The organism is Brevibacillus gelatini (assembly GCF_003710935.1).
Taxonomy (GTDB): domain Bacteria; phylum Bacillota; class Bacilli; order Brevibacillales; family Brevibacillaceae; genus Brevibacillus; species Brevibacillus gelatini.
This window is the reverse complement of record NZ_RHHS01000037.1, coordinates 96,746-122,471: the sequence shown is the minus strand read 5'-3', so window position 1 is coordinate 122,471 and position 25,726 is coordinate 96,746. Positions and strand designations below refer to the sequence as shown.

General features: G+C 55.8%; 20 protein-coding genes. 17 read left to right on the top strand and 3 right to left on the bottom strand.

What is annotated here, in order from left to right:
* Positions 1-341 precede the first annotated feature (341 nt).
* Entirely contained in the window at positions 342-809 is a 468-nt protein-coding gene (locus EDM57_RS15885) for a hypothetical protein (RefSeq protein ID WP_005829507.1), read from the bottom strand.
* Positions 810-891: 82 nt separating this feature from the next.
* Here EDM57_RS15885 and EDM57_RS15880 point away from each other — a divergent pair, with 82 nt between their 5' ends.
* Entirely contained in the window at positions 892-1,347 is a 456-nt protein-coding gene (locus tag EDM57_RS15880) for a hypothetical protein (protein ID WP_122905672.1), read from the top strand.
* A 284-nt stretch (positions 1,348-1,631) separates the two neighbouring features.
* Here EDM57_RS15880 and EDM57_RS15875 read toward each other — a convergent pair whose 3' ends face one another.
* Positions 1,632-2,204, bottom strand: a complete 573-nt coding sequence (locus tag EDM57_RS15875) for a GNAT family N-acetyltransferase (protein ID WP_122905671.1) — start codon at positions 2,202-2,204, stop codon at positions 1,632-1,634.
* Positions 2,205-2,306: 102 nt separating this feature from the next.
* On the opposite strand from EDM57_RS15875, the gene pdxR reads away from it, so the two are divergent.
* The 16 genes from pdxR (at position 2,307) to EDM57_RS15800 (ending at position 23,163) form a co-directional block, all read left to right on the top strand.
* A complete protein-coding gene (gene pdxR, locus EDM57_RS15870; RefSeq protein WP_122905670.1) occupies positions 2,307-3,734 on the top strand; it encodes a MocR-like pyridoxine biosynthesis transcription factor PdxR in 1,428 nt (475 codons plus the stop codon).
* Between the two features lie 96 nt (positions 3,735-3,830).
* Complete coding sequence (locus EDM57_RS15865; RefSeq protein ID WP_122905677.1) at positions 3,831-4,412, top strand: TetR/AcrR family transcriptional regulator; 582 nt, start codon at positions 3,831-3,833, stop codon at positions 4,410-4,412.
* Positions 4,409-4,780 carry a DMT family transporter gene (locus EDM57_RS15860; protein ID WP_122905669.1) on the top strand — a complete coding sequence of 124 codons (372 nt, stop codon included), beginning with the start codon at positions 4,409-4,411 and terminating at the stop codon, positions 4,778-4,780. The genes EDM57_RS15865 and EDM57_RS15860 overlap by 4 nt, the downstream gene beginning before the upstream one ends.
* A gap of 390 nt (positions 4,781-5,170) precedes the next feature.
* Entirely contained in the window at positions 5,171-6,022 is an 852-nt protein-coding gene (locus tag EDM57_RS15855) for an MIP/aquaporin family protein (protein ID WP_122905668.1), read from the top strand.
* A 109-nt stretch (positions 6,023-6,131) separates the two neighbouring features.
* Positions 6,132-7,631: a glycerol kinase GlpK gene (gene glpK, locus EDM57_RS15850; RefSeq protein ID WP_122905667.1), complete on the top strand. Its 1,500-nt coding sequence runs from the start codon at positions 6,132-6,134 to the stop codon at positions 7,629-7,631.
* 164 nt (positions 7,632-7,795) lie between these two features.
* Complete coding sequence (locus tag EDM57_RS15845; protein WP_122905666.1) at positions 7,796-9,463, top strand: glycerol-3-phosphate dehydrogenase/oxidase; 1,668 nt, start codon at positions 7,796-7,798, stop codon at positions 9,461-9,463.
* A gap of 13 nt (positions 9,464-9,476) precedes the next feature.
* Positions 9,477-10,031 (top strand): glycerol-3-phosphate responsive antiterminator, encoded by a 555-nt coding sequence (locus EDM57_RS15840; protein ID WP_122905665.1) that lies wholly within the window; start codon positions 9,477-9,479, stop codon positions 10,029-10,031.
* Positions 10,032-10,274: 243 nt separating this feature from the next.
* Positions 10,275-10,442 (top strand): hypothetical protein, encoded by a 168-nt coding sequence (locus EDM57_RS23390; protein WP_170163458.1) that lies wholly within the window; start codon positions 10,275-10,277, stop codon positions 10,440-10,442.
* Positions 10,443-10,637: 195 nt separating this feature from the next.
* Positions 10,638-13,007, top strand: a complete 2,370-nt coding sequence (locus EDM57_RS15835) for a DUF7408 domain-containing protein (RefSeq protein WP_122905664.1) — start codon at positions 10,638-10,640, stop codon at positions 13,005-13,007.
* Positions 13,004-13,930 carry an ABC transporter ATP-binding protein gene (locus EDM57_RS15830; protein WP_122905663.1) on the top strand — a complete coding sequence of 309 codons (927 nt, stop codon included), beginning with the start codon at positions 13,004-13,006 and terminating at the stop codon, positions 13,928-13,930. The genes EDM57_RS15835 and EDM57_RS15830 overlap by 4 nt, the downstream gene beginning before the upstream one ends.
* A complete protein-coding gene (locus tag EDM57_RS15825; RefSeq protein WP_122905662.1) occupies positions 13,927-14,820 on the top strand; it encodes an ABC transporter permease in 894 nt (297 codons plus the stop codon). The genes EDM57_RS15830 and EDM57_RS15825 overlap by 4 nt, the downstream gene beginning before the upstream one ends.
* A 3-nt stretch (positions 14,821-14,823) precedes the next feature.
* Positions 14,824-16,575, top strand: coding sequence for a coiled-coil domain-containing protein (locus tag EDM57_RS15820; RefSeq protein WP_122905661.1), 1,752 nt, complete (start codon positions 14,824-14,826; stop codon positions 16,573-16,575).
* A gap of 18 nt (positions 16,576-16,593) precedes the next feature.
* Positions 16,594-17,577 (top strand): AAA family ATPase, encoded by a 984-nt coding sequence (locus EDM57_RS15815; RefSeq protein WP_122905660.1) that lies wholly within the window; start codon positions 16,594-16,596, stop codon positions 17,575-17,577.
* Entirely contained in the window at positions 17,574-18,455 is an 882-nt protein-coding gene (locus EDM57_RS15810; RefSeq protein ID WP_122905659.1) for a DUF58 domain-containing protein, read from the top strand. Before EDM57_RS15815 ends, EDM57_RS15810 begins: the two co-directional genes overlap by 4 nt.
* A gap of 21 nt (positions 18,456-18,476) precedes the next feature.
* A complete protein-coding gene (locus EDM57_RS15805; protein ID WP_122905658.1) occupies positions 18,477-20,336 on the top strand; it encodes a vWA domain-containing protein in 1,860 nt (619 codons plus the stop codon).
* Positions 20,326-23,163 carry a VWA domain-containing protein gene (locus tag EDM57_RS15800; RefSeq protein ID WP_122905657.1) on the top strand — a complete coding sequence of 946 codons (2,838 nt, stop codon included), beginning with the start codon at positions 20,326-20,328 and terminating at the stop codon, positions 23,161-23,163. The genes EDM57_RS15805 and EDM57_RS15800 overlap by 11 nt, the downstream gene beginning before the upstream one ends.
* Before the next feature lie 77 nt (positions 23,164-23,240).
* On the opposite strand, the gene EDM57_RS15795 is transcribed toward EDM57_RS15800, so the two are convergent.
* A complete protein-coding gene (locus EDM57_RS15795) occupies positions 23,241-25,481 on the bottom strand; it encodes a multicopper oxidase family protein (RefSeq protein WP_122905656.1) in 2,241 nt (746 codons plus the stop codon).
* Positions 25,482-25,726: the final 245 nt, after the last annotated feature.

Below are 25,726 nucleotides of genomic sequence, written 5' to 3'. Positions count from 1 at the left end.
GTAGTTTGAGACTGCCCCTTGACCGTTTCGTGCGAAAATCAGGAGTAATGGTACGAGACTTCCAACGTCTGGCTGTCGAGCCGCTTCAAGTCAACGATGGGCAACTCGCAATTTCTTAAAGCAGATTGTTAACCTCTCGGCAAGCTCTTCATAGCAAGTTTTCATATTTGAACACGATATATCGGTGTACCCATAGTCGCATATAGTCGTGAAATAATGTAGCCCCCGGCAATCAGGGCTAGCAAGAAGGGGGGATTTCGGCAACTCAACTTCCACGAAAGTTTTTAAGTAGAATGTGTAGCCTAATTAATGCGTCGCGATACAGCGCGATAGTCGATAATTTAATCGACTAATTTATATACCCATACGGTCCCTTCAACAGATCCTTCAATACTTATACGATATTTAGTAGCCTGCTCAAGATCAGCAAAATAGGCGGTGTCTCTTCCGTCGCTTAAGTCTACGGTGTCAACAACGAACCAATCTCCTGTATCTTCATCGAATTCTTCGACATGAACTTCGTAAGAATCCCACAAGCCTGTTGTAGTTGCGTTGGCTTCAACTTTCAATCCACGTTCTCTATAATCTAACACCAGCGTTTTTTTAATTTGAAAGTAACTACGTACCTCAAAATCAGCTGACCACTGATATATTTCTGACATCATAGGTTTTACGATGCTTTTCGAGGTGGTTGTTTCTTCTTTGTGGTCTTTTCCACCTTTTGCAAGAGCACCGTCAACAGGCATGACAAGGGCAAGTATGGATAGGGTTGTTAAAGTAGCCATCTTTGCTTTTTTGACAAATTTCATTTAATCCTATCTCCTTTTCAAATAAAATAGTATACTAGAATTATATTACAATATTCTAAATAAATGGAAGAGGTGGATTTCCTTGAGTTCGCAAAAAAATACATCAAATTCCAATATGATGAAAAAAATCAATTTAATATTTTTTCCAATTATCTGCATTGCTTTACTGCTTGCATCTCTTGCATACTATTTTTTTTGGTACAATACACCGGAAAATACAATTGAACGTTATTTAACTCTAATCAAAAATAAACAAGGCGAGCCAGCATATGAGTATGTTTATAAGAACGCTGATAGCTATTACCCAGAGCGCGAGGATTTTTTACGTTCGGTTGCAGATTCGAGAATAGTCGATTTTAAAATTGATGAAGCAACTGCAATAAATGATACGGAAACCGAGGTGAAAGTATTAATAAGCTATACTAGTCTGAAAAACAGCGTCCAGAAAATCATAAGAGAAAAAGAACAAACTTTCATGGTGAAAAAAGTATCAGGCGAGTGGCTAGTAAGCTTAAGAGGACCTGATGGGGAAAGTTGACAAATGGTCCTAAATATAGATAGCTGTAACTCTTGCAAGAAAGTGGTGTATTAAGACGGGGAGAGCATTTCTCGAACAAATCCAGGAATGGGGGACGAAATGGGGACAAACTTCACTTGTAAATCCAACAATCCACTAAGATACAAACCAGAAAAGGGGTTGTCTCAAAGTCGCTATTTCGACTTCGAGACGCCCCTTTTGTCTGTCAGAAACGTTGATATAGCCAAGCTTCCGATTATAAAACACTAGTGGAACCCGTACTTCTTGGACGTCTCCCCTGCCTTCTACTTCCCATACTTCTCCCGATACTCGCCAGCCAGCATCGACATCAGAATCGAATCATGATAACGATGATCGTAATAAAGCGCCTGCCGCTGCACTCCCTCCCGCTGGAAGCCGAGCTTTTCATAAGCGCGTATCGCACGTTCATTGTAAGCGAACACGTTCAGCTCGATGCGGTGCAGGTTGAGAATGCCGAAGCCGTAGTCGAGCATCAACAGCAGCGCTTCACTGCCGTACCCTTTGCTCTGATACGCAGGCTGATGGATGGCGATGCGGATGAAAGCGTTGCGATTGTACGTGTCGATGCCGCCGATCTGCACGTCGCCGATCAGCTGATCGCTTTCGCACAAGGCGATTGCCAACAGCACGCTGGACGAATCCTGTGCTTTGCTTGCCAGATATTGCGCGATTTGCTCGCGGGTGTAGTGCTTTTGCGTTCCTGTCAGTTTGCGCGTTTCCGGGTGGTAGAGCGATTGGTAGTAAAAGTCGACATCGTCCTGTCCGAGCGGGCGCAGATAGACGCGTTCTCCCTGCAAAAAACGGACGGGAGCATGGTGCTCTCGATGAGTAGACATCGTTTGTGTCCTCCCTGTCAGATTTCATTTTTCACCAGCATAGCGAACAAGTGTATACTTGAAAATGCACAGTTTTGCAAAAATCAAAAGGACAGATGACCGATGCTCTTGACGCCCAAATGGGACGAAAACGGAAACGAACCGCAATACGTGCAACTGTACACGTTCCTCAAAAACGAAATCATTGCAGGCAGGCTGGCAGAAAAAACGCGGCTGCCGTCCGTGCGCAAGCTGGCAGATGCTCTCGGTTTGAGCACGACGCCTGTGGAAATGGCGTACCAGCAGCTTTTGGCCGAAGGGTTCATCCGAAGCAGGCCGCGCAGCGGCTACTTCGTGGAGAAGCTGCCTGACCCCGAGCTTACGCCAAAAGGGCAAGGGGTGTCCGAACAGCCCGAATGGAGCAGACCGCTCCTGCGTGACAACCGCAAGTACCGATACGATTTTCACATGTCGCAAAACGATTTTTCGCTGTTTCCGCACACGCTCTGGCGGCGGCTGTACAATCAGGTGCTTGGCGGCGAGCGGCAGGAGGAGCTTTTTTACGGCGATCCGCAGGGCGAGCCGGGACTGCGCCAGCAAATTGCCGATTATGTGCGCAGGTACCGCGGCGTCGTCTGCACGCCGGACCAGATCGTCATTGGCGCGGACCAGTTTGGACTGCTCTCGCTGATTTGCCTGATGCTTAGGCAGCAGCTTAAGCGGATCGCGGTGGAAAATCCGGGCTATTTGCTGTATGCCAATACGTTTCGCCAGCATGGATATGAGGCAGTGCCGATCTCGCTTGACGAAGACGGAATCTGTGTAGACGAACTGTACGAATCAGGAGTGCGCCTTGCCGTCGTGTCCCCCTCGCACCAATATCCGCGCGGGATGATTATGCCCGTATCCAGGCGGCTTGCGCTTTTGGAATGGGCGCAAAGCGTCGACGGCTTTATCATCGAGGACGACTACGATGGCGAGTTTCGCTACCACGGCAGGCCAATTCCGGCGCTGCAAGGGCTTTTGCCGCAAACCAATGTCATCTACATGGGCGGCTTCGCACAGGTGATGGCTCCGGCGCTCGGCATCTGGTACATGGTGCTGCCGCAGTCGTTGCTGGATGCGTATTTTACCCTGCTGCACGACACGTTGCTGGAGCAATCCGCGTCGCGGCTGCACCAGCGGACGATGGAGATTTTTATGCAAAAAGGCCACCTGGAAAAACACGTCCGCAAAATGCGCAGCCTGTACCGGAAAAAGCACGATGCCTTGCTGGCGGCAGTCCAGAAGCATTTCGGCGAACGGGCGTCGGTGATCGGGGCGGATGCGGGCTTTCACGTCTTGCTGCGCGTGTACAGTGAGCGTTCGGAAGAAGAGTTGAGACGGCTGGCGATTCAGGCGGGGATTCGCGCATCGTCTGCGGCTTTTACGTGGCTTACGCCGCCAGCGGAAATGCCCAAGGAGTTTTTTCTCGGCTTTTCCGGCATTGCGCTCGACCAGATTGAGCCGGGAATTGCCGCGTTGCACGAAGCTTGGTTTGCGGGTAGTTGACATCCAGAGTGCAGGTGGGTATGCTATTTGTAACGATAGGAAAATGTGGAAAACAAAATATTTTCCTTGTTTTACGAGTGGGAGGTTCATGCAAAAATGCAGGAGCGAATTTTGCAATGTGCCCAACAGGAGATCGAAACGCGAGGCATCCGTTTTACAATGGCGGATTTGGCTCGGCGGGCGGGGATCAGTACGAAAACGTTGTACGCCAGCTTTCCTTCCAAAGAGGAGCTCATCACGAGACTGATTGCCGACAGCATCGAGGAATTGAAGGCGAGCGAAGACAGGATTTTGCATGATCCGCACCTCGATTTGCCGGAAAAGATGCGCGAGTTGCTGGCATTGGTGCCGAGCGGCTTTGCCCGGACGGATTTGCGCGTCTGGTACGAGTTGAAGCGCTACTATCCCGCACAGTGGAAAATGGTGGAGGAAGTGTTCCAGGAAGAGTGGGAGCATGTCCGCGTGCTGCTTGAGCAGGGCGTTGAAGCTGGCGTGTTTCGCCCGGTACAGCTTCCGATTTTGATTTTGATGTACACGGGAGCGCTCGAGCAACTGATTGACCAGCAATTGTCCGGTTGGCATCAGATGACAATCGGGGAGGCGTTGGACGCGATGATTGATATTTTGCTCGGCGGCGTTTTGGCTGCGCCAGCAACGAGAGGGGAAACGGGAAAATGAGTTGGGTGTATTTGCTGCTGGCGATTTTGCTGGAGGTGGCGGGAACGACTTCGATGAAGCTGTCGGAAGGGCTGAGCAGGCCAATTCCGAGCGTGCTCATGTTTGTGTTTTACGTGCTGTGCTTTTCCTCGTTGAGCCTGGCGCTGAAAGAAATGGAAGTCGGCACCGCGTATGCGATCTGGTCCGGGCTGGGTACGGCGATGATCGCTGTGATCGGCGTTCTCTTTTTCAAGGATGCGTTTACCGTGAAAAAGGTGGTGGCGGTCGCGCTGATTATCGTGGGCTGCGTCCTGCTGAATCTCGGTGACGGCGCTCATGCCCAGCAATCTGCAAAGGCGCAGCAGAATGCTGGGGTGACGGCCAAATGAGCAGAACGGCACCAAGGCTGTTCGCGTTTTCCTGCCAAAGCTGGTCAGGGCGGCAAGCAGCGGGAAAAAAGGCTTCAAGCTGCAGGGCGAAGCGGAAAGGCAGCCATGAGCAAAAACTGTTTTCCGACAAAAAAGAAAACGGATTCTTGACAGATTTTGCGTGGCCGCTATATAGTAGGACATAAGTTAATAGTGCTGTGGAGATTGGGAGATCAGCTAATATTTGCAAAAAGAGGGCGACGCCCTGCGTTTTTGCGAGTATTGGCTTTTTTGTTTTCTCCACAAAAAAACAAAAAGGAGTTGGGTGAAATGTAAGCGCTTTAGAAAACGGTTTCATTGCGATTTTTCGGCTGGTTTACATGGTCGTTTTTCAAAAAAGGGGGTAAGGACATGTCTGCTTACGTAGGAGAATTGGTCGGGACAATGATCCTGATTATTTTGGGGGCAGGGGTATGCGCAGGCCAAAACCTGAAAAAAGCATACTCGCAAAATGGCGGCTGGATCGTCATTACACTCGGCTGGGGGCTTGCCGTAGCGTGCGGTGCATACGCAGTTGGCAGCATCAGCGGCGCGCATCTGAATCCTGCGCTCACGATTGCGCTGGCGAGCATCGGGCAGTTTGCGTGGGAGCAGGTGCCGGGCTACGTGTTGGCGCAATTTGTCGGTGCATTTATGGGTGCGACGTTTGTCTGGATTTTTTACTATCCGCACTGGCGCGAGACAGACGACCCGGCAGCAAAATTGGGGGTATTCGCAACCGGACCAGCGATTCCACATACAGTTGCCAACTTGTTCAGTGAAATTTTAGGTACGTTTTTCCTGGTGCTTGGTATTCTGGCCATCGGTGCGAATAAATTTGCAGAAGGATTGAATCCGTTTGTCGTCGGCTTCCTGATTGTCGCCATCGGTTTGTCCCTCGGCGGAACGACGGGCTATGCGATCAACCCGGCGCGTGACCTCGGGCCGCGAATCGCCCACGCCCTCCTGCCGATTCACGGAAAAGGCCACTCCAACTGGGGCTACGCCTGGATTCCCGTCGTGGGGCCGATCATCGGTGCGGTGTGCGGTGCCTTTTTCTACAAGTGGACGTTTACCGACCACAGCCTGACCGGAGTGGTGGCCCTGGCCGTATTCATGGTCATCGCGATGGCAGTCGGGATGGCGAGCAAAAAGACAAATGCTGCCCAGGCGAGCGGCAAAAATCTGGCAGCAGATCGGGCGCATTCCCAATCGCATTCGTAAGCGGCGGCGAAAGCCCGATTCCGTCTCAAAAAAAAGAAGCAGGGAAAAGTCCCTGTCGCAAGTAAAAAGATCAGATCCAATGTTTCTATTATAAGGAGGAACAGCCGCTATGGACAACAAATACATGCTCTCGCTCGACCAGGGAACGACAAGCTCCCGTGCGATTTTATTCGATAAATCCGGCGCGATCATCGGGGTGGCCCAAAAAGAATTTACGCAAATTTACCCCAAGCCAGGCTGGGTAGAGCACAACGCCGAGGAAATTTGGGAGTCCCAACTGGAAGTGCTGAAAGCCGTTTTGCTGGAAAACCACGTGAAGCCGGAGCAAATCGCGGGGATTGGCATCACCAACCAGCGCGAGACGACCGTTGTCTGGGATCGCCACACCGGAAAGCCGATCTACAATGCAATCGTTTGGCAGAGCAGACAGACCATTGACATTTGCAACCAGTTGAAAGAGCAAGGCTACGAACAGACCGTCCGCGAGAAAACAGGTCTTTTGATCGACGCCTATTTTTCCGGGACGAAGGTCAAATGGATGCTCGACCACGTAGAAGGCGCACGGGAAAAAGCGGAGCGAGGCGACCTGCTGTTCGGAACAATTGACACGTGGCTGATCTGGAAGCTGACAAATGGCCGCGTCCATGTGACAGACTATTCCAATGCTTCGCGCACGTTGCTGTTCAACATCCACACGTTGGAGTGGGACGAGGAATTGTTGTCCATGCTGCAAGTTCCGAAAAGCATGCTGCCGCGCGTGTGCCCATCCAGCGAGCTGTACGGATATACGGACGAAAAATTGTTCCAGGTGCAAATTCCGATTGCCGGTATCGCCGGAGACCAGCAGGCGGCTTTGTTCGGTCAGGCGTGCTTCACAGAGGGTACGGCGAAGAACACGTACGGAACCGGATGCTTCATGCTGATGAACACAGGGGAAAAAGCAGTGGCCTCGAAAAACGGATTGCTGACCACGATTGCCTGGGGCGTAGACGGCAAGGTGGAGTACGCGCTGGAAGGCAGCATCTTCGTGGCAGGAGCAGCGATTCAATGGCTGCGCGACGGTCTGAAGCTGATTGAGAAATCGTCCGATTCGGAAAAGCATGCGCTGGCTGTTGACAGCACAGACGGCGTTTACATGGTTCCGGCGTTTGTCGGGCTGGGCGCACCGTATTGGGACATGGAGGCGCGCGGCGCGATTTTCGGGCTGACTCGCGGCACGACAGAGGACCATCTGATTCGGGCGGCGTTGGAATCGCTCGCGTACCAGACGCGTGACGTGCTGGAGGCGATGGAGGCCGATTCCGGCATTAAGCTGCAAAAGCTGGCCGTAGACGGCGGAGCGGTAGCCAACAACTTCCTGATGCAGTTCCAGTCCGACATCCTGGCGACAGAGGTGGAGCGTCCGCGCGTCAATGAAACGACTGCGCTCGGAGCTGCCTACCTCGCAGGACTTGCGGTCGGCTACTGGAACAGCAAGGAAGACATCGTCCACAACAAAGTGGTGGAGCGCTCGTTTGTGCCGAATATGCCGGAACAAAAACGCGAGGAGCTGTACGAAGGCTGGAAGCAGGCCGTACAGGCGACGATGGGTTACAAGATTAGGCATTGATTTTTGCGGCAAATAGGAATAGAGTAAAGATAAGTTAATAAATTGCTGTGGAGACCGTGGAGACAGCCAGTATCAAAAGGGCAATGGACAATTTTTCGTTGCTTCTTTTGGATATTGGCTGTTTTTTGTTTTTTCTTTAAAGAAAAGAAAGGATGAACACAACGATGAACGATCAACGAACATTGTCAGCAAGAACGCGTCAGGCATGTTTGGAAGAAATGGCGGGCAAGCGCTTCGATCTTTTGATTATCGGCGGCGGTGTGACAGGAGCGGGCATCGCGCTGGACGCCGCTTCGCGCGGTTTGAGTGTAGGGCTGGTGGAAAAGCAGGACTTCGCCGCAGGCACGAGCAGCCGCTCGACGAAGCTCGTCCACGGAGGCCTGCGCTATTTGAAGCAGGGCGACGTACAGCTCGTGCGGGAAGTCGGCAGGGAGCGGGCGATTTTGTACCGCAACGCTCCGCACATCGTCATTCCGGAAAAAATGATTTTGCCGATTGTGGAAAAAGGCACGTACGGCAAGCTCGCTACCTCCATCGGGTTGTACATTTACGACGTGCTGGCCGGAGTCGAGCGCAAGGAACGCCGCATCATGCTGAACAAAAAGCAGACGATGGAGGCAGAGCCGCTGCTGCGCACGGATATTTTGAAGGGGGGCGGCCTCTACTTCGAATACCGGACGGACGATGCACGCCTGACCATCGAAGTGATGAAGACAGCCCGCGCGCACGGCGCCTTGTGCGTGAACTACACCGAGGCGACGGAGTTTTTGTATGAAAACGGCAAAGTGACAGGGATTCGCGCGAAAGACTTGCTCACAGGCACCGAGTACGCCATGCACGCAAAAAAAATCGTCAACGCTGCAGGTCCTTGGGTCGATCAGCTCAGGGAAAAAGACAAGTCGCTGTACGGCAAAAGACTCCATTTGACAAAAGGCGTCCACCTGGTCGTTCCGTACAATCGCCTGCCGCTCAAGCAGTCTGTGTACTTCGACGTATCCGACGGGCGCATGCTGTTTGCGATTCCGCGAAATAACAGCACGTATATCGGCACGACCGACACGAACTACCACGGTGTGCTGGAGCGTCCGACCGTGACGCGCGAAGATATGGAATACGTGCTGCGGGCCGCCAACGAAATGTTCCCGACAGCAAAGCTGACCGAACAGGATGTCAGCTCAAGCTGGGCAGGACTCAGGCCGCTCATTCACGAGGACGGCAAATCCCCGTCCGAACTGTCGCGCAAGGATGAGATTTTTTACTCGAAAAGCGGACTGATTACGATTGCGGGCGGCAAACTGACAGGCTTCCGCAAGATGGCGGAGCGCATCGTCGACGTCGTGGTCAAACAACTGACAGAAGAAGAAGGCAGATCGTTTTCGCCTTGCCAGACAGACAAGATCGTGCTTGCCGGCGGCAACTTCGCCTCTGCGAGCATGATCCCTGCCTATGTGAAAAAGCAGGCGGAGCGGCTGAGCGCAGCGGGCATTTCCGAGGAACAAATTCGCGTGCTTGTAGGAAAGTTTGGCAGCAATAGCGAAAAGATAGTAACGATGTGTCTGGAATATATGGAGCAAGACCGGACGAAGACGGCGGCAGAGGCGCTGCTTTTGGCGGAGCTGCATTACACATTGGATGAAGAAATGGTCATGACCGCGAGCGACTTTTTGATTCGCCGCACCGGCAGACTGTTTTTTGAACGAGACTCGCTGGAAGCCGTGTATCCGCAGGTGATTAATGAGCTTGCCAAAGAGCTGCATTGGGATAATGAGCGCAAAGACCGTGAATGGAAAGCTTTTGCCGAGGAATACCATCTTGCCAAAACATTTCTATAGGGGTGAGTCCTGATTGGCCAACCAGATTAATCAGCCTATTCTTCCGGCTGCGCGAACACTGAAGGAATTTGATGAACTGATGGAGTCGTGCTACGAGCGCATTATTTTGCTGAATGCCCATATCGCCCAAGTGAAACCGCTGGGAAAACGAGCGCGGGCGTTTGGGAAAAAACTGCTGATTCACGCTGATCTCATCGACGGCTTGAAGTCGGATGAGTACGCGATGGAATTTCTCGCACAGGAAGTAAAGCCTGACGGAATCATCACGACGAGAAACAGTGTGATCTTGGCCGCGAAGAAAAAAGGGCTGATTTCCATCCAACGTCTTTTTCTCATCGATACGATGGCGCTGGACAGCAGCCTGACGCAACTGGAACGGACTAAACCGGACTACGTCGAGGTGCTGCCGGGTATCATTCCGCATCTGATCGAGGAGATTACCGAGCGGACGAAAATTCCGGTCATTGCGGGCGGCTTCATCCGTACGAAGGAAGACGTGGATCGGGCTCTGCAGGCAGGTGCGACTTCTGTCACTACCTCGCGCAGGGAACTGTGGGCAAAATCATAGGAAAACCGGGACGAACAACAGCAAAAGCCGGACATTCCATGAAGGGATGCTCCGGCTTTCCGCTTTTTAACAGGCAGGAAACGATGGGTAGACACCTGATTTTCCGGCGGGCAAGATCATCGTCCATGCGGGGAAATACGCCCCTGCATATATACATAGAGTCATCAAAAATCAAGAGGAAAGAAGGCGACAGCATGTACTATCCAAGCTCAAACTGGACGTCATCGTACTCTTCTTCTGCCTATGGACACTCTTCCTATTATCCTTGGCAGCGGGACGGTCAACGCCCGCCAGGCAGGGATCGCGGCAGAGGGCAGGACTGGCGGCAAAGACGGAGATGCCCCGATCACTGTCGGCATTGTCCGCCGCAATGCTGTGGACGCCGGCATTGGTAATCTCTTGATCGTTTGATACAAAAAAGAGGGCGTTTGCCGATGCCACCTCGCATAACGTGAGGTGGTTTCTTCATTTTGCTGTCTGTTGATCTGCACCACGCCAATCCTTTTTTTCGAACAAACTGTAGCTTTTTGATTGTCAAAAACGTCTATAAGTGTATGAAAAAGTCGAATGAGCTGCAAACGAATTGACTATGGAGGTATTGAGCGAATGAAAACGACGAAGTGCAAGCGATGGCTGCTATCCGCGTGTGCGTTCCTCCTGCTGCTGGTGTGGGGACAAGCGCACCCGGCAATCTCCCTGGCAGAAGGTGCGATCCAGCTGGCCGTAAGCGCAGGAATCGACGGAGTGTACCGGGAAGAGGGGCTGGTGCCAGTCGCGGTGACTGTCACAAACGGGGGCGCCGATGTGGAAGGCAACCTGATGGTGGCGACAGGAGAACGGGGGGCGAATCAGTTTTCTGTCGCCTATTACCAGCCTGTGTCGATAGCCAGGGGAACGACCAAGCAGGTGACGATTATGGTCCCAGGCTCGGAGATTACCGGCAGTACATACGTGGCACTCATGGAAAAAGACAATATCGTGGCGCAAGCCCCCTTGGGCGGCAAACCGTACAGCAACCACACGCTGATGATCGGGGTGCTCGCGCAAAACGCAGACACGGCCAATTTTTTGGGGACGCTGCCCAAGGATTCTTTTCCCGACGACGTCAAAACAGTGGCGATGAAGCCGGAGCATATCCCGACATCCGGTGTGCAACTGCAAATGCTCAACATGCTGGTGCTGAACAATTTCGCCCTGGATTCCCTGAATGAACAGCAGATTCAGGCGATACGCGACTGGACAAAAGCGGGCGGCAAACTCGTTCTGGCAGGCGGTGCCCATTACCGGAAAACAGCCGGGGCGCTGGCCGACCTGTCTCCAGTCGAAGTGAATCAGGTGACGAGCGTGAAGACGCTGGCCAGCATGAAGGCCGAGAAAACGAATCCGATCAGCTTGACGGCTCCGTTTACTGTCAGCAGCGGTACGGTAAAGGCAGGCAAAGTGCTGTACAGCGAAGGGGCGATTCCGCTGTTTGCCGTCCACAGCGTCGGGGAAGGCAAGGTGCTGTACGTCGCCTACGACCTGGCAGAAGAGCCTGTCGCAAGCTGGGCGGGGAATGGCCGATTCTGGTCAGACCTTTTGCACAAAGCGTTCGGTTCCTCGCTTTTCGACTCCAAACGTTCAACGATTGATCGTATCTGGCCGCTGCAGGAAGCAGCTGCCATGAATCCTGCCCTGAAAATTCCCGATGTAAGCTGGTTTGTGCTGTTTTTTGTCGTGTACGCCCTGATCGCCGGACCGATCCTGTTTTTCATTTTGCGGGCATGGCGCAAGCAAAGCTACATGTGGGTCATCGTACCGTCGCTGTCGATCATTACGGGAATCGGGATTTTTTCCTTTGGTGCCATGCAGCGCGGCGCAGGCGTGCTGGTTCATCAGACGAGCTTCGTCCAACTGCAAAATGACGGACAAGCAAAGGTAAACGGCGTGACCTCGTTTTTTGTCCCCAACAATGGCGATTACCGTCTGATCGTAAAAGGGCAAGGCCAAGCCCGGCCGCTGCGGGAGCAAGAGCGGGGGGACCAGATCCCGAAAATATGGGCCTCCATGCAAGCCGACCAAACCGAAGTGGAGTTTCGCGACGTAGAGTTCTGGTCGACGCGCAAGGTGGCGACAGAGCATACGATTTTTGACGCGGGCAGCTTCGAATCGAACCTGTCCTATACGGAAGGCGCGTTGAAAGGAACCGTTACGAACAAGACCAGGTTCGCCCTGCGCGATGTGACGATTTTCTCCGGAAGGCAGATGCAGGAAATTCCGGAGCTGGCTCCGGGTGCAACTGTAGAGGTCAATTTGCCCTTCCAGCCGTCCGCACAGGCAAGATACGGGAGTCGACAGTCGTATGCCATGCAGGCGCTGCCTGCGCATCTGCGCTCTCTCCAAGACGAGCAGGTGCGAGAGCAGATTATGATCGAAATGCTGGAAGTGACTGGACGCACAAGCAATCAGTCGGAAATCGTGCGGATCGTAGGCTGGACCGATCAGCCGGTTGTCGATGCCGCCGTGCAAAGTGAAGACGTCAAGACAAACAGTATCGCCCTGGTCACTTCGGGATTGAAGGTTCAGCCGTCCAAGGACGGGCATGTGTACTATCCGACCGGGACGTTTGATGTCACGATGGTGGGCAGCTCAGTTCCTGTAGATGAGGGGGGCGACGGCTACTTCTTGACGGCAGGAGACATCACGTTTGACATCAATCTGAGCCAGGAAGGCAAAAAACTGGAAATTGCCAATGTGTACCTGTACACCTGGTCCGATGACGGTACGTCGTTTGCCAAGGAAGTGTACAACTGGCAGACAAAGACGTATGAGCCGTATGAAAAAGCGTTCAACAACAATGTGATGACAGGCGACAAGGCCGCCCACTATGTATCGGCCGACGGCATGCTGCGGATCAAGTTTTCCCATCAACTGCCTGAGATGCGCCATATCGGGATTCCGAACGTCAGCGTGGAAGGGAAGGTGAGCCAACTGTGATTCAAATTCGCAATTTGTGCAAGAGCTACGGGAAAATGCAGGCGTTGAAGGGCCTGACGATGGATATTGAAAAAGGCACGGTGTTCGGCTTCGTCGGTCCGAACGGGGCGGGAAAATCGACAACGATGTCCATTTTGGCCACCTTGCTTGCCCCGACGAGCGGCAAAGCGTACGTAGGCGGCTACGAGGTGACGAGCCATCCGAAGGAAGTGCGCAAGCTGATCGGCTACATGCCGGACTTTTTCGGCGTCTACGACAATTTGACGGCAGAGGAGTACCTTGATTTTTACGGGGCGAACTACGATATTCCGTCCGCACAGCGAAAGCAGATCATTCCCCAGCTGCTCGATCTGGTCAATCTCAGCCACAAGCGGGATGCTTACGTCGATTCCTTGTCGCGGGGGATGAAGCAGCGGCTCGGACTCGCCCGGTCGCTTGTGCACAACCCGGAGGTGCTGATTTTGGATGAGCCTGCCTCCGGGTTGGACCCGCGGGCGCGGATTGAGCTGCGGGAGATTTTGAAAGAACTGCGCGACATGGGCAAGACGATCATCATCAGCTCGCATATTTTGCCGGAGCTGGCCGAGATGTGCGACGTCATCGGAGTGATTGAGGAAGGCAACCTGGTGGCGTTTGGCCGGGTGGATGAGATTTATGCCAAAATGCAGGAGCAGCGAGTGCTGCGCATCCGTCTGACCGGACGGATCGAGGAAGCGATGACCCGACTGCGCGAAATGCCTGTGATTACGAGCGTGACGCGGGAGGGCAGCTGGGTTGTCGCCAACTTTTCGGGACAAGACGAGCAGCAGGTGGAGCTGTTGCGGGAGCTTGCGGTTGCAGGCTTTCCGGTAGCTGCCTTCAATGAGACGGTTGGCGATCTGGAAGACATCTTTTTGGAAATTACGAAAGGGGTAGGCTCATGAACGTTTTGCGACGATTGCGCAACCCTGTCCTGTTCAACGAGTGGAAAATGCGGATGCGGTCGAACCGCTCGCCGTGGCTCATTCTCTTTTACCTGCTGGTGATGGGAAGTATGACGCTGCTCGCGGTCTTTTTCATGACAAACGGCGGCAGCTACTACAACCCTGGCGAGACGCGGGAGTTGTTCATGCTGCTGTCGATGATGCAGCTTGGCATGATCGGCTTCGTCGTTCCGGGGCTGACGGCGGGTGTGATCTCGGGAGAGCGTGAGCGGCAGACGCTGAGCATCCTGTTGACGACAAACGTGAGCGCCACGCGGTTGATTTTGGGAAAATGGCTGGCCTCGCTCAGCTTCATGACCTTTCTTGTCTTTGCTACGATCCCGCTGTACGCCATCGTGTTTTTGTACGGGGGGGTTTCGCCGCTTCAACTCGTCAAGGTATTCGGCTTTTATGTGGTGACGATGTTTGCTGCGGGCAGCATCGGCGTGCTCATGTCGACGCTCATCAAGCGCACGGGAATTGCCACGGTCGTCACCTATGCGCTGGCGTTCGGAATTGCCATCGGGACCAGTGTGCTGGCGGAAATCATTCGCGAGTTTATTCGCTATCAGAATCGGCTGAACCAGGTCGCTTCTTCACCTATGCCGATCTGGCCTGATCTTTTGCACAGCCTCAATCCGGTGCTGGCCATGCTGAACATTTTTGGCGAGGGGCCATACGGGAGCTTGCGAGGCCTCGTCAACAGACAAAGCCTCTGGGCAAACATTGATCCGTTCTGGTTTTACTGCATCATCTACGGGGCGCTGACGGTCGTGTGCCTGCTGCTGGCGATTTACTTCATCCAGCCTGTGCGGGGCAGGCTGCGCAAGACGGCAGCAGAGGAGCAGTAAACCATGTTTACGCCAAAGGCAGACAACGAACTGAGGTCACTGCTTGAGCCTGTGCGCAGACAACTGCAAAAACGGGTGCTGCTTCAACAGATAACACAGTACGGCTTGTGGGGAGCGGGGGGGAGCGCACTGCTTCTCCTCGCTGCCCGTTTGTGGCCGATCCCCTACTACTCCTGGCTTGCGGCCGCGCTGATTCCGTTGGCCTTGCTTCTTGGCGGACTGGTTGCGCTCCGCAAAAAAGCGACGCTTTTGCAAAGTGCGCAGGCGGCTGATGGAAACGGCCTGGCCCAGCGGGTCGAGACGGCGTGGGAGCATCGTGACAGCACGTCGTCCGTCGCTGTCATGCAACGGGAAGACGCCCTGCGGCATTTGCGCCAAAACTTGCCGTGCATTATCGAGAGCATTCACATCTGGAGTGGTTTGCAAAAAAAGCTGTACGCTGCGGGTGGCCTTCTGTTGGCGAGCCTGCTCTTGATGATTTGGCCGAATCCGCAGGACGGGCGACTCGCCCAGATGGCGCTGGAAAAACAGGCGATTGCCCAGGCGGAAAAAGAAATCGAGGAAATCAAGCAGGAGACAAAAGCGGCCAAAGGCTTGAGCGAAGCACAGAAGAAGCAGCTTGAGGAAATGCTGGAGCAGGCGAAAAAGGCCATGGCAAAAGCAACCGATCCCGCCGAGCGGCTCAATGCGCTGCGGGCAGCGGAAAAACAGCTGGAAAAGTTGCGGGCAGCCGCACAGAACAAGGCGGCGTCTTTGCACAGCTTGCAGCGCAGTCTGGGCAGCCAGCAATCGACCAAATCGCTCGCGGATGCACTGGCAAAAAGCGACCGCGAAGCGTTGACGGCGGCGCTTGCGCAGATGGCAAAAGCGATGGAGAAGATGCCGGAAAAAGAGCGGACCGAGCTGGCCCGTGAACTGGAAAAAGCGGCAGAGCAGTTAAAAAAAGATGCGGCGGCAGCAAACGCAGAGGAACTGAAAAAGGCCGCCGACCAATTGGCACAGGCTGCCCGGGAGATTGCCGCCGGACAAGACCAGCAAGCGCTGGCTGCGCTGCAAGCGAGCATGCTGCAAGCATTGGCAGAAGCGCAGCAGTCACAGCAGGCGATGCTTGCGCTTGCCCAGGCGGCAGCCTCGCTCCATCAGTCGCAGATGACGCTGGCGAGTGCCGGGGCTTTCGGCAATAACGGAGCGGGGAACATTACGCCCGGGGCAGGACAGTCCGTGCCTGCTGCCACGACACCAGGCGGCAGCCCGGCAGCGTCCGGTACGGGCACAACAGCAAATGCGAATCCGAATCCGGCGGGGAACCAGCAAACCCCGCCTGCAAACGGCAACACAGGTGCCGGGCAAGGAAACGGCTCGACGAATGGCACAGGCAACGCGGCAGGAAATGGTTCCATGAGCGGTTTGCCCAATGGCACTGGCAAAGGGACGAGCGGCACGGGAAACGCCAACGGAGGCAATCAGGGCTCGGGCGCAGGACTCGCCGAAGGAAAACACGAGCTTGTCACTGTCCCGTCCGGCCGCATCGGCACAGACAACGGACCAGCCGAAACAGTAGGAGGCCCGCTCGGCGCGGGACCATCCCAGTCGCAGCAAAGCGGCAACACGCAAGTAACCGCGGGAGGAACGCTGCCGTACGAGGAAGTGTTCGGCCAGTACGAGCAATTCGCCCGCGAAAGCATGGAAAAGGGAAGTATTCCGGGCGATTATCAGGATATTGTCAAAGACTATTTCAGCAAAATCGAGCCATAGGAAGGGGAGGACGCGGCTGTGGCACAGCAAACAATCGAGGATTGTCTGGAGCGGGTAGAGCTGGTCAGGCAGGAAATCGGAAAAGTATTGGTGGGACAAAAGGACGTCGTCGAGCAGCTATTGTGGGCGGTGTTCGCAGGCGGGCATGCGCTGTTGGAGGGCGTGCCCGGACTGGGGAAAACGCTGTTGGTGAAAACATTGTCCCAAGCCTTCGAGCTTTCATTTCAGCGCATCCAGTTTACACCTGACCTGATGCCGACCGATATTACCGGGACGAACATTCTTTTGGTAGACGAGACAGGACAGCAGTCGTTCCAGTTCCAGCACGGGCCGATTTTCGCCCATGTCGTGCTCGCCGACGAGATCAACCGGGCCACGCCCAAGACGCAGAGCGCGCTGCTTGAGGCGATGCAGGAGCGCACTGTTTCGGCAGGGGGCGTCACCCGTCCGCTGCCTTCGCCGTTTTTCGTGCTGGCGACGCAAAACCCGCTGGAGCAGGAAGGCACCTATCCGCTGCCGGAAGCGCAGATGGACCGCTTTTTGTTGAAAATCGACGTGCCGTACCCGACCGCAGATGAGCTGAAGGCCATCGTGACCCGGACGACGACCGGGCAGACTGTGCAGGTGGAAAAAGTCGCTTCGGGCGAGCAGATTGCTTACATTCAGCAGGCCGCCCGCGAAGTTCTGGTGGCAGATGCGGTGCTCGATTACGCCGTCAAGCTGCTGCTGGCCACCCATCCGGGGGAGCAGGCCATCGCCTCGGTCAACCAGTACGTGAGAAACGGGGCAGGTCCGCGCGGCGTGCAGGCGATTGTCTCCTTGGCAAAAGTGCGCGCGCTTTTGGCAGGACGCTACAATCTCGCCTACGAGGACGTGGAGGCGGTAGCGCTGCCCGCCCTGCGCCATCGGATTTTTCTCAACTTTGAAGGCGAGGCGAGCGGCGTGCGGGCTGACCAGATCGTCCGCGACATATTGAACGCGCTGGCGAGGGAAAAAGCATGAGCCAGCACTTGCTTGACCCGTCGTGGCTGTCCAGACTGGAGCGGCTGCAGCTCGCGACGCGAAAAGCCGTCAGCGGCCGCTACGCGGGGAAAAGACGGGCGAGACAACTCGGCAGCTCGATGGAATTTGCCGATTTTCGGGCGTACGTGCCGGGCGACGATTTGCGGCAACTGGATTGGAATGCGTATGCGCGTTCCGGGAAGCTGTTTTTGAAAAAGTACCTGGACGAAACCGAACTGCACGTGAGCCTGTATATCGATTGCAGCCGCTCGATGAGCTACGGACAGCCGAGCAAGCTGTCGCGCTCGCTCCAGATTGCCGCAGCCCTTGGCTACCTGTCGCTGTGCCAGCTCGATCACGTCTCTGTCTACGCATTCGACAGCCGCATTGTCGCGTCTTTGCGAGACTTGCAGGGAAAAGGCCAGGCGCACAGGCTGCTGCACTTTTTATCAACCGTCCCGGAAGGCGGGGCGGGTGATCTGCATGCCGCGCTTCGCCAACCCGGTGCCGTGCGGGGCAAAGCGGGCATTTCCATCGTGCTGTCCGACTTTTTGTTTCCCGCAGGCTATGCGGATGGACTGGCCTATTTGCAGGCAGCGCGGCAGGAAGTGACGCTGGTGCAGGTGCTGTCCCGGGAAGAGCTGCTGCCGGATTACACGGGAGAGCTGCGTCTGATTGACGCGGAGACGAGCCAGGCAAAAGAAGTGTCGATGACGGGCCTGTTGCTCGCCGAGTACCAGAAAAGCTTGCAGCAGTATCGGCAGGAACTGGCCGCCTTTGCCTACGGAAGAGGAATCGCTTTTACCGGGATTGAGGCGGAGCAATCATTGGAATCCATCGTCTTTCACGTATTTCGGCAGGCGGGCATGATTCGCTAGAGAGGAGGGAGAGGAACAACTATGCAATGGATGGGTTTGGGCAACTTGTGGTTTGCGCTGATAATCCCGGCCATCATCGTCCTCTACCTGCTCAAGCGAAAAGTAGAGGATCGTGTCGTGCCGAGTACGCTGCTCTGGCAGCGCACCTTGCAAAACTGGGAAGCCGTGCGTCCTTGGGAAAAGCTGCGGCGCAACCTGCTTCTCATCCTGCAGCTTCTGGCGGCATGCTTGCTGGTGCTGGCGCTGACCAGACCCGCGCTGCCGACAGAAGGGATTGCGACCGATCATACGGTGCTCGTCATTGATACGTCCGCAAGCATGCTGGCTAAAGAGGGCGAAGCGACCAGGCTGGCGCGGGCTGTATCTGAGGCCAAGGCGCTGGTAGAAAAGCTCGGCAGCGGGCAGACCATGACCTTGATCGCTGCGGGCAGCGAGCCGAATGTGCTGGTGTCCAGAAGCGCTGACCATAAGGAGCTGCTGGCGGCGCTGGAGAAGCTGACAGCCCATTTGGGGACGTCCGATCCGTTGTCTGCGCTTTCGCTGGCGGGAGCCATCGCCGCGAACGAGCCGGGAAGCGGGGTCATCTGGATCGGGGACGGACATGCGGAGCACAAACTTGCTTTGCAGGCGCTTCCCGCTTCGTCTGTGAGCTTCCGCTTCATGCAGATGGGCCGGTCGCGTGAAAATGCGGGCATTGCAGCCTTCGTGACACAGCCCGGACAAGAAGGAGTAGAGGCGCTTTTGCGCGTCGACAACTACGGCAGCGCGCCGTCGCGGGGAACCGTGACCGTTTTTGACGACCAAGGCAAGCTATTGGACACCGATTCTTTTGCAATCGAAGCGTCCGGTTCCCAGACTTTTTCGTTCAAGGAACTGCCGAAGTCGCCAGCCTATCGCGCCGTGATCGAGCCAGAGCAGGATAGTCTGATGGAAGACAATACGATCTGGAGCGTGCCCTTTTCCACGAGCAAAGGAAAAGCTGTTCTCTACTCCCCGGCGGGCAACCGCTTTCTGCATCAAGTCATGCAGACGGTTGGCAGCATGGAGGTGGAAACCATCCAGAAAGCTCCCGGACCGGACGCGGAAGCACGCGATCTGTGGGTGTTTGATGGCGAAGTGCCAGACAAGCTGCCGCCGGGAAACATTCTCGTCATTGCGCCCGATCGGAAAACCGACTGGCTGCCGCTTTCGGGAGAAAAAGAGCTGGAACAGGGGCCGCAGGCAGTGTCGGCAGATGACCCGCTGCTCAAGTACGTGGACTGGCGCGAGGTGCATATTGCCAAAGCACAGGTGCTGGGCGAGATGCCGGGGATGCGCACAGTGGTTCGCGCAGGCGACGTGGAACTGGTCCGGACAGGCGTGATTGACGGCAGACGGGTGGCGATCATTGCCTTCGATTTGCACGATTCTGATTTTCCGCTGCGGCCCGCTTTTCCCATTTTCATGCGGAATGTCGTGAACTGGCTCTCGCCTGCCCAGGCGACGCCAATCGCCGCAAGCCATCCCGGAGATGTATTGTCCATTCCGCTTACACCGGGCGCTTCCGAGCGGCGAGTGACCTACCCGGACGGACAGCAGCAGCCGATTACGGCAGAAGGTACGGTCTGGACGATGCAAGTGCCGGAGCAGCTTGGGCTGTACCGGATTGACGAGACGCTCGATACGGGGCAAGTGAGCCGGTATTTTTCCGTGCGAATCAGCGACGCCGAGTCGGATATTACGCCAAAAGCGCTCAGTGTCTCCGGCGTTTCGACCGGACAGAGCGAAGGAGACAAGCAAGCGGCAAGCGCGACAGGTACGCAGGAGCTGACGTACTGGCTGGCGGCGCTCGTCCTGCTTGTTTTGCTGGTGGAATGGAGGGTGTACCAGCGTGGGTATTAACTTTACACAGCCGTTGTTTCTGCTGCTTTTGCTGCCCGCGGCATACCTCGTGGCAAGCTGGTGGCGGAAGCAAAAGCAGATGCCTGCAAGCCGCAAAGCCGTCATTTCCACGATCCGCCTTGTCCTGTTTGCGCTGCTCGTTCTCGCTTTGGCAGGAACACAGCTGCTCACGCCTGTTCAGGCGAAAACGGTTGTGTTTGTCGTGGACCGTTCCGCCTCGATGAAGGACGATCCGCGCGTCCTCCCCTTTTTGCGTGAGGCCATCGCGCAAAAGCGCCCGGAGGACAAGTACGCCATCGTGGCTGTCGGAGCGGAAGCGGCGGTCGATCAGCCGCTGACGACGCGCGCGGAGCTTGCGTCGCTCGGCGTCGAAGTAAACCGCCAGGCGACCAATCTGGCGGAAGGGATTCGGCTCGCTGCGGCCATGATCGAAAGCAACGCCCGCGGCAAAGTCGTGCTGCTCACGGATGGCATCGCGACGAGCGGGGACGCAGCCAGACAAACGAAACTGGCTGCAGAGCGGGGAATCGGCGTGGAGGCTGTCTCTTTGCAACAGCCGCAAGGAGACGAGGTCGTGCTGTCCTCCGTGCAGGTTCCGCAGCGGCTGTACGCTGGCGAGGAATACGCGATCACGGTCGATGTGGACAGCACACTCGCCACCGAAGCGACGCTGCGGTTGTACGAAGGCAATCGCCAGGCAGGCGAGCAAACCGTTCAGATTGATAAAGGGCACAATCGCTTCGTCTTTTCGCAAAAGGCGATGGAGCAAGGCTTTCACCGCTACCGCGTCGAAATCGAGCCGCGCCGCGATACCGTCCAGGCGAACAACCAGGCGACTGCTTACACGCAGGTGGCAGGCGCTCCGGTCGTCCTCGTCGTGGAGGGACATCCGGGAGCAGCGACAAATCTCATCCAGGCGCTGCAGGCCGGAAACATGCGGGTGGAGTTGCGAGAGCCAGCTATGCTGCCGAAGGAGCTGGAAGGCTACAAGCAGTACGCGACGATTGTTTTGGCTGATTTGCCTGCCACAGAGGTAAGCGATGCCGACATGGAGCGAATTCGGACGGCTGTGCGCGATCTGGGCATTGGCCTTATCATGACAGGGGGCAGCGACAGCTTCGGGATGGGCGGCTGGTTCCAGACGCCGATTGAGGAGGCGCTGCCCGTGCATATGGATTTGCGCGGCAAAGAACAGCTTCCTTCACTGGGGCTGGAGCTGGTGATCGACAAATCGGGCAGCATGAGCGTCGACGCGAAGGGTGCCGACAAAATGGAGTTGGCGAAGGAAGCGGCGATCCGCGCCACGACGATGATGAATCCGCAAGACTACATCGGGGTGATTGCCTTTGACGGCAGCCCGTGGGAAGTGGTTGCGCCCCAGGCCGTCACGAAACAGGAGACGATCCATCAGCAGATCGGCAGCATCAGCGCCGATGGCGGAACAGATATTTACCCGGCGCTGCAACTGGCGTACGAACGGGTAAAAACGATGAACACGCAGCGAAAGCACGTCATTTTGCTGACAGATGGACAGTCTGGCATGCAGGATGACTACCAGGGGCTTTTGCAGCAGATGACAGCCGAGAATATTACGGTTTCCACGGTCGCGGTCGGCGATGATGCCGATACACAACTGCTGGAAATGATTGCGCAAGCCGGAAATGGCCGCTACTACTTCGCCAATGACGCGGAGTCGATTCCGAAAATTTTCAGCAAGGAAACCGCGCTGGCGAGCCGCACGTTTATTGTGGAAAAGCCGCAAATACCCGAAAAGACGGGAGCCGGGATGTGGCCAAGCCTGCAAGACGCGCTGCCGCCGCTGCGGGCGTACGTCGCGACAACCGCCAAACAGACAGCGGAGACATCGCTTGTGAGCGCGGATGACGACCCGATTTTGACCCGCTGGCAATACGGGCTGGGCCGTTCCGTTGCCTGGACGAGCGATCTCGAAGGCAAATGGGCGCCGGACTGGATCGGCAACGGACGGCTCTGGAACGAAGTGGTCGCCTGGACGTTTCCGCAGGTTGCCGAAGGAAAGTGGAAGACGCAAACAAGCATGGACGGAGCGGTGGGCACTGTCAAAGTGACGATGCCTGCCGGGGAAAGCCTGCCGCAAGAGCTGGAGGCGGTTGTGCTCAATCAAAACATGCAGCGCGAAGTCGTCAAGCTGAAGCCGGTTGCGCCCGGTGTCCTGGAAGGCCAGTTTGAGACGGCAGAGCCGGGCACGTACATGATCCAGATTTCGGAAAAAGCCCAAGGACGGGTACTGGCGAGCCAAACGACGGGGCTGACCGTTTCGTACTCGCCTGAATACGGCATGACGCCGGACGGGGAAAAAGAGCTGCGCACATGGCTGCTCGCGGGTGGCGGCAAGCAGATTGCCAAGCCGGAGGAAGTGTTTGGCGGCGAGCTTCCCGCGAAGTGGGATACGCAGCCGATCAGCGAATGGCTGCTGATGCTTGCGGCCTTGCTGTTGCCGGTAGACGTGGCGGTGCGCCGTTTGCAGCTGCCGGATCAATGGTGGGCCAGGCTGTCGAGTCTGTGGCGCAGGCAGTCTGCCCCAGCATCGGCGAATGGACAGCAAGCCGTACTTGACAGGCTTTCCGACAGGCGCGCTGGGCTGACACGCTCTCGGCCGGATGCTGCTTTGCAGGAGCAGGCGGACAAGGCCAAGCCTGCCTCCCATGTACAGACAGCCATGCAGGAGCCGGCAAACAAGCCGGAAGCGTCGGCGCGAAAACAGCAGCAAGCTCGTGCAGAGGGTAAGGACGCAGACGACACGCTGAACAGGCTGCTTGCCGCCAAGAAGCGGCGAAGCAAGCCGTAAGCACATTGTATCCTGAAACATATAAACATATAGAAAAAGGCAGTCTGCTCGCTGACAGGCTGCCTTTTTTCCTGCGGTTATTCCGGATGATTGCGGGTGGCATGACCGACTTCGTAAGGAGAGGTTACTCCTTCGTACAGAAGGTGCATGCTCATGCCGAGCGAGGCGTGATCCTGATTGTGGCAATGATCCATCCACAGACCAGGATTGTCTGCGCGAAACGCCACTTCATACGTTTCGCCCGGCGCTACATTGAGGGTGTCCGTCCACCATGGACTGCCTGTTACGGGCTTGCCGTTGCGCGTGAGCACCAGCATATGATGGCCGTGCAGGTGCATGGGATGATCCATAAAGCTGCGGTTGACGAAGGTTACTTTCACCAGATCGCCTTCTGCGACCATCATCATCGGCGTATCGGGAAACACCTTGCCGTTGATGGTCCACAGGCCCTCAAAGCGGCCATCGTACATCCCGAAGGCGACGTCAAACAGCATCTCGTATTCGCGATCAAAAGGCGTGCGCAAATCAAAGGGCAGCGTCATCGGTGCGCCGTAACGGGCGGGATCGAAAAGCGGCACCCCTTCTTGCAGGGCGGGTACCTCCCCGCTGCCGTCCGGGCTGAGCAGCAGCCCTTTTTCCGCCGTTTTCCCCTTCCCGGCCGAAGCGAACAACACAGGACGGTCCGGCATGGTGAAGTACAGGTCGTATCTGCCGCCAGCCCCCAACTGCAACGCCTGATTGGCGATCAGATTCGGCTCGTTGACATCGTTCCCGTCAATGGCGACAACCTGAAACGGGGTCCCGCAAAGCTGGTAGGTGATCGGCATATTTTCGGCGTTGATAAAGCGAAGTCTTACAGGTGTGCCAGGCGAAACGGTTTGCATCAAAAGCGTGTCAGCTCCGTTGATCGTCGCTCCTTCGCCTTTTGGCTTATGGTGAATGACGGTGAGATCGCGAATGCTGGACTCCGCGCCTTCTGTGCTTGCCGCAGGCTCGACCACCAGCGTGCCAAACAGTCCTTTTCGCACCTGGACGGACGCTTGCTGGTGCGAATGATACCAAAACGTTCCGGCTTGGTTGGCGTAAAACCGATAGACGTGCGTTTCGCCGGGGAGCACGGCGTCCTGTGTCGCGCCTGCCACGCCGTCTTCGGCATTGGGGACGTTCAGCCCGTGCCAGTGGATGGTGACGCCATCGGCAATATCTTTGTTTTCCAGCACGACTTCAACCAGTTCGCCTTGCTTGATGCGCAGCTCCGGACCCGGATATTGCCCGTTAAAGGTCCACGCCTCCATCGTTTTGCCGGAGGACAGCCGCACGGTGGCTTTTTGGGCTGTCAGCGTAAATTGCCGATCCGCTTCACCTTCGCGCGGTCCGGTCAAGTCTGCTACACTCACCGTCTGGATGGCGGAAGCAGTGCGGTCGTGCCCGGCATGGGCCGATTGCGCGCGGGCAAACAGCCCCGTGTCGTGTCCGGTGTCGATGTTCGTATGATCTGTCATTTTGAATTGCGCAGGCAATTTGCTGGCGAGAAGCGCCTGATTGCCCCAGAAAAAGCTGCCTGCTGCCAGGAGCAACAGAACAGCCGTCCCGCGCAAAAACCGAAAAAGAGGCGCAGGCGGCTTCCATTCTGCAGAGCGGGAGCAGCGCTGTTGCTGCCAGGATTGCATGATCCAAAGCGCAGAGGTGCCTGCAACAAGTACGCCCCAGGCGAACAGGAGAGTGGATGGCTCCAGAGTGACGGCGGGAAAGAAAAGTTGCAGGAAGCAGGCCGTCACACTCCCCAGGACCGTCGCTTGCAGCGGGACGATCAGCTCAGGAGCCGACGCGCTCTTTCGCAAATCCGCATCGACCAGCTCAGACTCAGTCGGCTGTGCGTTGTCTTGGTCCAGCAGCCCTGTGATTTCCAAGGTGGCGGCGTTTTCCGAGAGCAGGGACAGATCGGGATTATCCACGATGTACGACGGCTTCTCCTGGGACTTGCCCGGCTTTGCTCCCAGCTGCCACAAGCGGGGCAGCGAAATGCAGACAACCGTGAGCAAAGGGACGACGATCAGGGGCAGAAAGCCGATCGCTTTGTCCTTTAGGAAAAGCCAACCGAACGATTGAAAATACGCCCAGGTGACAAACAGGTGCCCGGCGAAGGCGAGTATGAACAGCCAGACAAAAAACTGCGTCCAGCGTGCCTTTTTTGCCAGCGCCCGTCTGGTTGGCTGATAGATGAGCGCCTTGGCTTTAAGCGCAGGGATCAGTGCAGCGAACACCAAAATGAGAAAAAAGCCTTGATGAATTCCGGCGAGTATTGCAAAATCTGCCATAGAATAATTCCTCCCCTAATCCTTTCCATCATTCATGATAGAGAGGTTCGCAAGCCAGCCAAACGTACCAGGGCAGTATTTTCCCTCCGACTCAGGGCGGATAACCAAAAGGAAAGGGGAACAGACAGCATGTCTTTTGATTTTGTGGAAACATAACAACGCTCTTTTCGCTGCCGCTCTCCGATTTCAGTGTGGAGCAATACGCAGAAGCGTTACTGGACCTGCAAAAGCGAATGGAGCCGCTC